The organism is Bartonella sp. MM97QHHN (assembly GCF_042194285.1).
Classification (GTDB): domain Bacteria; phylum Pseudomonadota; class Alphaproteobacteria; order Rhizobiales; family Rhizobiaceae; genus Bartonella.
This window is the reverse complement of record NZ_JBHIMS010000096.1, coordinates 1-6990: the sequence shown is the minus strand read 5'-3', so window position 1 is coordinate 6990 and position 6990 is coordinate 1. Positions and strand designations below refer to the sequence as shown.

The following is a 6990-nucleotide window of genomic DNA, read 5'->3' as shown; positions in this document are numbered from 1 at the left end:
TTTACCCATGCATTACGGTCGTGGTCGACGATAAGCATGGTGTAGAGCGGTTTTCCAACCGTGTTGGCAAAATCCAAACTTTCTCCCGGTGCAAAGGTTTTTTGAAACACTCCCGGTGCATTGGCAGGCAAGAATTGACATTCATCCGGCTTAATGCCTATGGCGCGCTTTGTTCCAGCCTTCGCACTCACATTATAGTTGTGAATACTCCGGTAATTAATGAAAGTCACACCCGCAAAGTCAAAACTACCAAAGCTCCCAGAGCCAATCGAACTTGGTGTTGCAACACCTCCAGCACTATTTAAAGTTTGTGCAAGAGCTGTGTTGAGATAGGTTTCACGAATTGTTTTATGGTTTTTCAACTTGGAAAAGAATTCATTTCCACAAAGCCCAATAATGCGTGAACGATCAGAAAAAGCTCCTTTTGAAGCTTCAATCATTTTCATAATGACTTGATCAACATGGTCCGCAACATTGGTTGTCTCATTATTTAATTTAAAGTCAATCGGCTTTGGTGGTGCGATTTCCCATTCCTTGTACCAATCGACAATAACAGAGCCATCGGCATCAAGTACCACCCCTTGAACAGCGCCAAGTTGCATATTTTCCCATGTCAATTCGATTTCAGAAATCAGTTTCTTTTGTTTTCTGGCAATATATTTCATTGCTGTCTCGAGTTGATCTTCTGTCCCAAATTCACGCCGGTTTTGGATTTCCTCTGATTTCACGGTATCACTTTTGGCAATCCGTGTTGTTTTGAAAAACCGAAGATTACGACCCTCTCTATCACCTTCTGCCAAAGGTGCGCCACGTTCACTGGTTTGAATAAGCGAAAATGTATTATCACGCCGTTCAATCCCAACCACTGTGGTACTGGTTTCAACTTCTTCAAAGAGATTAAGAGAACTTACAAGACCAGGTTGAAACTCATAGTTTTCAATGGCTTTCATCATTGTGATGCTTGAGAAAGCATCATGTTTAAAAAAATTCATATCCATGTGTGCATTCTCCTATCGCAATAGAATGTTGTTTTTGTCTTCTAAAGACTGAATGGCAGCACTTTTTTGTTCATCTGTAATGGCATCTGGCCATAGCAGTTCAGAAGCTTTTACAGTGCATAAGCGTGCTGTCATTACGGCACGTTGATCGGCTTGAGAGGCATCAACAGTGGCAAAAGAAATCCCTGCAGGGATTTGACTGCCATCTGATGCTGCTGGATTAAGGGGGACATAGTATTCCGTTGCGGTTATCTTTCCCATGACAGTTCCAGCTTCAATGAATGCTCCTGATGCAAACAGCACTTCTTCATTTGACATATCGGGGTCGTAGGGTCCAAGATAAGCGCCATTGCGTACGTCGTCATAAATAATATTCGTCATTTCACTGCCCTCCAAGCTGCTTCCCATTTTGCATGAATCTTTGCCTTGCTCGTCCCATCACTATGAGGGGTATAAGGCGAGACTTTTAAAGACGCGCTTTGAGAGCTAGCAGCCGTCAACACACATTGGCGTGCTTTCTCGATACTCATACCGTTTTGAATAGCTTTTGCTGCATCAAAAGAAACGCCTAAGTGCTTTGCTTGCCTTTCAAGGGTTGTTAGTGCTTTTGCGCGCTTTCTTTCTTTTTCAAGAGCAGCTTTTATGTTTTCCTGCTTGTCTTCGTTGTCTTCATCCTCATCTTCGTTTTCTTCTTCATCGTCGAAGTCTTCGGCGTTTTTGTCGATGTCATTATCGCCTTCGTCCTCTTCCTCGTCATTGATGATGTCGACGATCTTTTCGTCATCATCTTCTTCGGCGCGGTATTGTGTGCGTGCCATGTGTTTTGTCCTTCTTTTTCTGTTGATGTTGGGTTTTGTGATATGGAATCCGTTAAGGCTTCCAAAGCTTGCGCAAGGGTCCCCTGCGCATCTGCTAATCCAAGCGTGATCGCTTGGGTGCCTATAAAAGTTTCTGCTTTTGTGTCACGAATTGCAGCAGCATTTAAGCGTCTGTTTTGCGCCACCAAATCGACAAACATCTCGTAGAGCAGGGCGCAATCGGCTTGCATTTTTATCTGTGCTGTATCGCTCAAGGGTTCATGAGGATTGCCATGAACTTTGTGATCACCTTCAAAGACAAAGGTCCATTTATGCCCGTGTTTTTCATCTGCACGGGATTGGTCAAGATGAGCGCAAACGACCCCAATCGAGCCCACAACCCCTGTGCGAGCAATCCATATTTGAGAAGCAGAGCAGGCAATGGCATAAGCTGCAGAACAGGCAAATTCATTGGCATGTGCCCAAATGGGTTTATTGTATTGTTTTGAGAGTGTTTGAAACTCTTCAACCAAATCAAAGACACCGCCGGCTTCTCCACCGCCGCTGTCAATATCCAGTAAGACAGCGCGAACATCAGGTTGTGCAATGGCTTCACGAAAAGAAGCCCTTAAACCTTCATAAGAGGTTAGCCCCGATAAAGCCCCAAGCCATGCACCACGGCGCACAAGCGTGCCATGAACTGGTAGGATAGCAACATTGTTTTGTACTACATAAGTTTCAGGGGGTCTTAAAGCTTCTGTATTCTCTTGCGAATAAGCTTCAATGGGAAACTTTTCTCCCTCAAAAAGGCGTGGTGCAAGAGCATTCAAAATGATATCAAGCTTTGTCGAGGCAAGCATATGAGGAACCCCAAAAAGCCGTGATGCCAAAAACGGCATGTCGAGATTATTCACCATTTTTATGTGCCTCACTGCCTTGGTTACTTTTATAAGTCTCAGAAGGGTCTGAATCTGCGGTATCAATCACTTGATTGCTACCAGAGGGCGCTGCCATATCCGTGTCAAAAGATAAGCCGCGCGCACGAGCGTCTGTGTGCTCTTCTTGCAGTTCGGCATGAATGCTGTCGATATCAAAGCCGCGCTCGGCAAGTGCCATGCGTCGTGTTTTCAAGCCTGCACGAATTTCTTCTTTTTCCGCTGAGATATCCTTGTTTGGATCTATCATTTCAAGCGGGGGCGCAAAGCTTTCACATTGAAGCCATGGCAAGGGATTTTCTTCCCACCCTGGCAAATTGACACATCCAGAAAGCACTGCCATTTCAACAAAACGCTCCCACACAATGCGGTTAAACTGAAAGGCAATGATATGTTCACGCCATTGTTTGACGTGCCGTCTAAACTGAATGATAGAGGTACGCACATTAGAAAAATTGCCGCGCGTAACGTCTCCAGTCACAACGGCATAAGGCATATTAAGAGCAGAACAAATCTTTAAAATATTACGATACTGAAAAGCCTCGTAAGAACCACCAACCTCAACAGGGGTTGAAAATGTAATTTGTTTTTCGCCATCGACCATGTTGACCGATCCAGGATAAATTTTATCCACGTCAGGTGCCTCTTCAGTCTTCTTTGGGGGCGTCGTTTGCTCACGATTTTCCTCTAATGCCGCATCATGAGATTCCTTCCCTGTAATAAACACCGCAAAAAGAGCCGCTGTCCTTTTTCGATCAAGTTCTGCATCATCATAGGATTCGAGTTGAAAGATCTTTGTCATACAGCGCGTTATTTTTGGAGAACCGCGCAATTGTCCAGCAATCCGGCGTTCTTTGATATGAATGACCATTTCAGCAGGCACACGTATGCGTTCTTGACTCTCAAAGACTGTGTTGAAAGGGCAATCATCATAGGGGTGATGTTCCCAGAAATGATAAGCAACGCGCTTACCACTGGCATTAAATTCAATCCCCATACGAATGTAATTGCCTTCAATCTCAGCCGGTCCATTGTAGGAAAGGTCCAACATTTCGGTGGGATAAACTTGTAATTGAAGCGGTACACCAGAGCGTCCGTAGAGATCAACATAATGTAATCTTACAAAGCATTCTCCGGTTAGAAAGACCTCTCGTGCAATGGTTGCTTGAAGTCCATAAAAATTGGCATCTTCATCATAGTCTGCTTCATCAACCCATTGCCACCATAAGTCTAAAAGCTTTTTCTTTTCTTCTTGAAAACCTTCAATACGAGGATAGGGTTTAATCCCATCACTAACAGCCGCAGAGACCCATTCTTCTGTTGCAGACCCATAAAGAGATTCATTATCATAGAGCCATCTTGAACGAGCAACAATGGTATCACCGCATTCTTCAATCGCTTTATTGATATGTTTCTTTGCGGGGTCAAAACCACCCATACGGCGGCTTTTGCTTGCCGCTTCAAAATGGGGATTGTGTTGACGAGAAATTTTAAAAAAGCCCGTGAGTTTATTGATAAAGCCAGCCATTAATAGCCTCGTGATATATTAAAATAGAAAACGCGTGAACGCTTGCGCCCTTCAAGGTTGGCTATTTGTGTGTTCAGCATCTCAAGCGCTCTGCGCAGTTCCTCAACAGAGCGGTTGCTTACTTGCTTATCGCCATGGCGCACCGATTGTGCTCCCGAATAAAGAGCTTCTTCAATTTGTTCACGCCGCCTTTTTAAGTTTTCAAGTCTCTCAATTTTGCTGTTAATTGGTTCTAAAGTTTCACCCACAAATTACCTCCAATCCCCTCGCATATAAGGATTCATCATTGTTCTGAATGGCTTCTTTTGAGGCTGTGCTGTCTGAGATCTTCTTGGAGAAGGAGAGGGCACATGTTCTGATGTTGGCTGTTCTAAAGCGCCTTCAATTTTAAGTTTTTCCAAACGCTCTTCTAAGATATCGACTTTTCGATTAAGGTTTATTCCTGCCGAAATCAGACCTTGTAAAGCAGCATAAGCATAGACCCTACAGTCCAAGGCTTCGTTTCTTGCCTTTTCGCTTTTTTGCCATTCAATACGCTTGAAGCCTTTAAAATATTTGATGACTTTTCTTTCAGCGGTCAGTTGGTCAAAATATTCCTGGTCAAGGCTTTTGTGAAAGTGTGTTGCACCAGCCCCTGATGCTTCAGGTCCTGATTTTTTAAACCGTGCCGTGATAATATCTTTTGCCGCGTCAACACCAACAATATAGAGATTAATCTGCCCCTTATTGTTTTTGCTTGGTCGGCGTGGCCATACCGCACGCCATCCCGCTTGCCCCTTAATGCCCCAGATACGCCGCCCTTCACGCGGGCGTACATAATTATAAACTGCCTGTGTGTGTCCACCACCGGTATCAATACAAGCAGCTGTTATCCTAATCCCCTCTTTATAGCCTGGATGCGGCCAACGTTTTGCAAGATATTCATCCAATTGGTCCCACACTTCAAAAGAAGAGGGATCACCAAGGATCACTTGATAATCAATATGCCAACTTTCTTCACTACGCCCCCATCCCACCACTTCAAGCTCTAAACGGTCATTTTGCACATCAATGCCTGCTGTCAACACGACGGATTGTTCTGGTGCAAGGGGATAATCTTCGCGTTTTGCATAGAGGCTATCAGGATCAACAACTTCGCCTGTTCTGTCCTCCCATGGCTCTCCAAGCACTGTGTTAATAAAAACTTGCAAAAGAGCAGGGTCTTCTTTGGCTCTTAAAAATTCGCGCGCACAATCGCCCCAAGTCAGCCATGGCGAATAAAGCGCTGAAATATGGTAAGAACGCAGACGAGGCTTACTTGACTCCTGTGTTGCGATCCAGCAAGCACCGTTTTCTTCTGCCATTAAGGTGGACTTACGATGTTCGGCATGTTCATGACCACAATGGGCACAAACAAACACAGCTTTTTCGGGGGCGCCTTTTGGCCACTTAATTTGTGACCAAACAATGGGTTGTAGAACACCACATGCATCACAAGGGACATTGTAATATCTTTGATCACCTAGCACAAAATCCTTGGCAATACGGCTTGTGTCACGGTGTGTCGGCGTGGACAATTTAAAAATTTTACGTTGAATAAAAGCAGAGGTTCGTTTTTCAGCAATTGTTACAGGATCGCCTTCATTATCGACATTCAATGGGTAAGCATCGACTTCATCCAAAACCAAATAGCGAATAGGAGAAGAACGCAATCCAGCAGCACTATTTGCTCCTGTAATCATCAATGTTCCCCCATAAAATTCCTTTGAAAACATCGTATTACCACTGTCTCTTGCACGAGCAGGAGCAATGCGTTCACTTAAAGCAGGGCTAGCTGAAATCATCGGATCAAGACGAGACTTTGACAGTTTCTTAGCGGTCTCAACTGTCGGCATCACATAAAGGGCAGGTCCTGGACTATGATGAATGGCATAACCACAAAAGTTCAATGCTGCTTCCGACATTCCAATCTGAGCCCCCTTCATCACAACCGTTGTTTCAGTCGGATCATAAACAGAAAGATTATCCATGATCTCTCGTAAATAGGGGGTACGTATAGTCCTCCATAATCCAGGCTCAGCACTCGTAACTGTGCTCAAATAACGATTTTTATCAGCCCACTGGGAAACAGTATAAGGCGGGTCAGGACGGCGTCCTTCATTCGCATAGCAAAAAAAGAGCCCAGCATCAGAGGACGAGGGCAAAGCATCACTTATCATGTTCTGGATTCTCTTCTAAAATGTTGGGATCGTGAAAAGAAACAGGGACGACATTTTCCACTAAAGCTTTGCGCATATGATGATCGATAGCTCCAATAAGGCTCGCAGCATCACATCCCACTTGCGCCGCAATTTCAGTACCAAAGCGATAGGCAAAATTGAGCATTGTATCTCGATGCGCTCTTCCAAAGTTCCATGCTTCTTTTCTCACTTCTTCACGATCAACAGTGGTTTCGCGTAACTTTTCCAGAGCAATTTTTTCTTTTGCTAGCGCAACTTGCATTCGCTCCAGTTTTATCTTGTATTCATTGGCTCCATCTGTGGAGGCTTGTTTGATCTTTGTCCGCACCTTTCCATCAGGCGCTAAAAATGGGGGTGGGCGCTTTGTTGGATTCTCATTCCAGATGGCTGTTGCAAGGGCTTCATTGACAGAACCATCTTCAAAAAGAGCCGCATCAAATTTACCTGTCTTTATCCGAGAAACCACCGCATTATGTGAAACACCCATCTTCTTCGCAAACGCACGAACCGATA

The 6990-nt window shown here is 44.5% G+C and carries 8 protein-coding genes; all 8 read right to left on the bottom strand.

The annotated features are described in order from the left end of the window. Positions 1–998: major capsid protein (locus tag ACFIJW_RS07905; RefSeq protein WP_375633862.1), on the bottom strand; the 998-nt coding region annotated here is incomplete at its 3' end. A 12-nt stretch (positions 999–1010) separates the two neighbouring features. Further along, entirely contained in the window at positions 1011–1379 is a 369-nt protein-coding gene (locus ACFIJW_RS07900) for a head decoration protein (RefSeq protein ID WP_375633861.1), read from the bottom strand. Further along, the gene (locus ACFIJW_RS07895) at positions 1376–1528 is read right to left on the bottom strand and encodes a hypothetical protein (protein WP_375630413.1); all 153 of its coding nucleotides are present in this window, start codon (positions 1526–1528) and stop codon (positions 1376–1378) included. The genes ACFIJW_RS07900 and ACFIJW_RS07895 overlap by 4 nt, the downstream gene beginning before the upstream one ends. Positions 1529–1638: 110 nt before the next feature. Continuing rightward, positions 1639–2712, bottom strand: a complete 1074-nt coding sequence (locus ACFIJW_RS07890; protein ID WP_375633860.1) for a S49 family peptidase — start codon at positions 2710–2712, stop codon at positions 1639–1641. Beyond that, on the bottom strand, positions 2702–4258 hold the full coding sequence (locus ACFIJW_RS07885; protein ID WP_375633859.1) for a phage portal protein: 1557 nt from the start codon (positions 4256–4258) through the stop codon (positions 2702–2704). The genes ACFIJW_RS07890 and ACFIJW_RS07885 overlap by 11 nt, the downstream gene beginning before the upstream one ends. Continuing rightward, positions 4258–4506 carry a phage head-tail joining protein gene (locus tag ACFIJW_RS07880; RefSeq protein WP_375613951.1) on the bottom strand — a complete coding sequence of 83 codons (249 nt, stop codon included), beginning with the start codon at positions 4504–4506 and terminating at the stop codon, positions 4258–4260. The genes ACFIJW_RS07885 and ACFIJW_RS07880 overlap by 1 nt, the downstream gene beginning before the upstream one ends. Before the next feature lie 3 nt (positions 4507–4509). Beyond that, positions 4510–6456, bottom strand: a complete 1947-nt coding sequence (locus ACFIJW_RS07875) for a phage terminase large subunit family protein (protein ID WP_375633858.1) — start codon at positions 6454–6456, stop codon at positions 4510–4512. Further along, a partial coding sequence (locus ACFIJW_RS07870; protein ID WP_375633857.1) for a hypothetical protein occupies positions 6446–6990 on the bottom strand: 545 nt, incomplete at its 5' end. The genes ACFIJW_RS07870 and ACFIJW_RS07875, both read right to left, overlap by 11 nt.

Coding starts and splice junctions, on each gene's coding strand:
- ACFIJW_RS07900 (WP_375633861.1), bottom strand. CDS start 1,379: ATGACGAATATTATTTATGACGACGTACGCAATGGCGCTTATCTTGGA.
- ACFIJW_RS07895 (WP_375630413.1), bottom strand. CDS start 1,528: ATGAGTATCGAGAAAGCACGCCAATGTGTGTTGACGGCTGCTAGCTCT.
- ACFIJW_RS07890 (WP_375633860.1), bottom strand. CDS start 2,712: ATGGTGAATAATCTCGACATGCCGTTTTTGGCATCACGGCTTTTTGGG.
- ACFIJW_RS07885 (WP_375633859.1), bottom strand. CDS start 4,258: ATGGCTGGCTTTATCAATAAACTCACGGGCTTTTTTAAAATTTCTCGT.
- ACFIJW_RS07875 (WP_375633858.1), bottom strand. CDS start 6,456: ATGATAAGTGATGCTTTGCCCTCGTCCTCTGATGCTGGGCTCTTTTTT.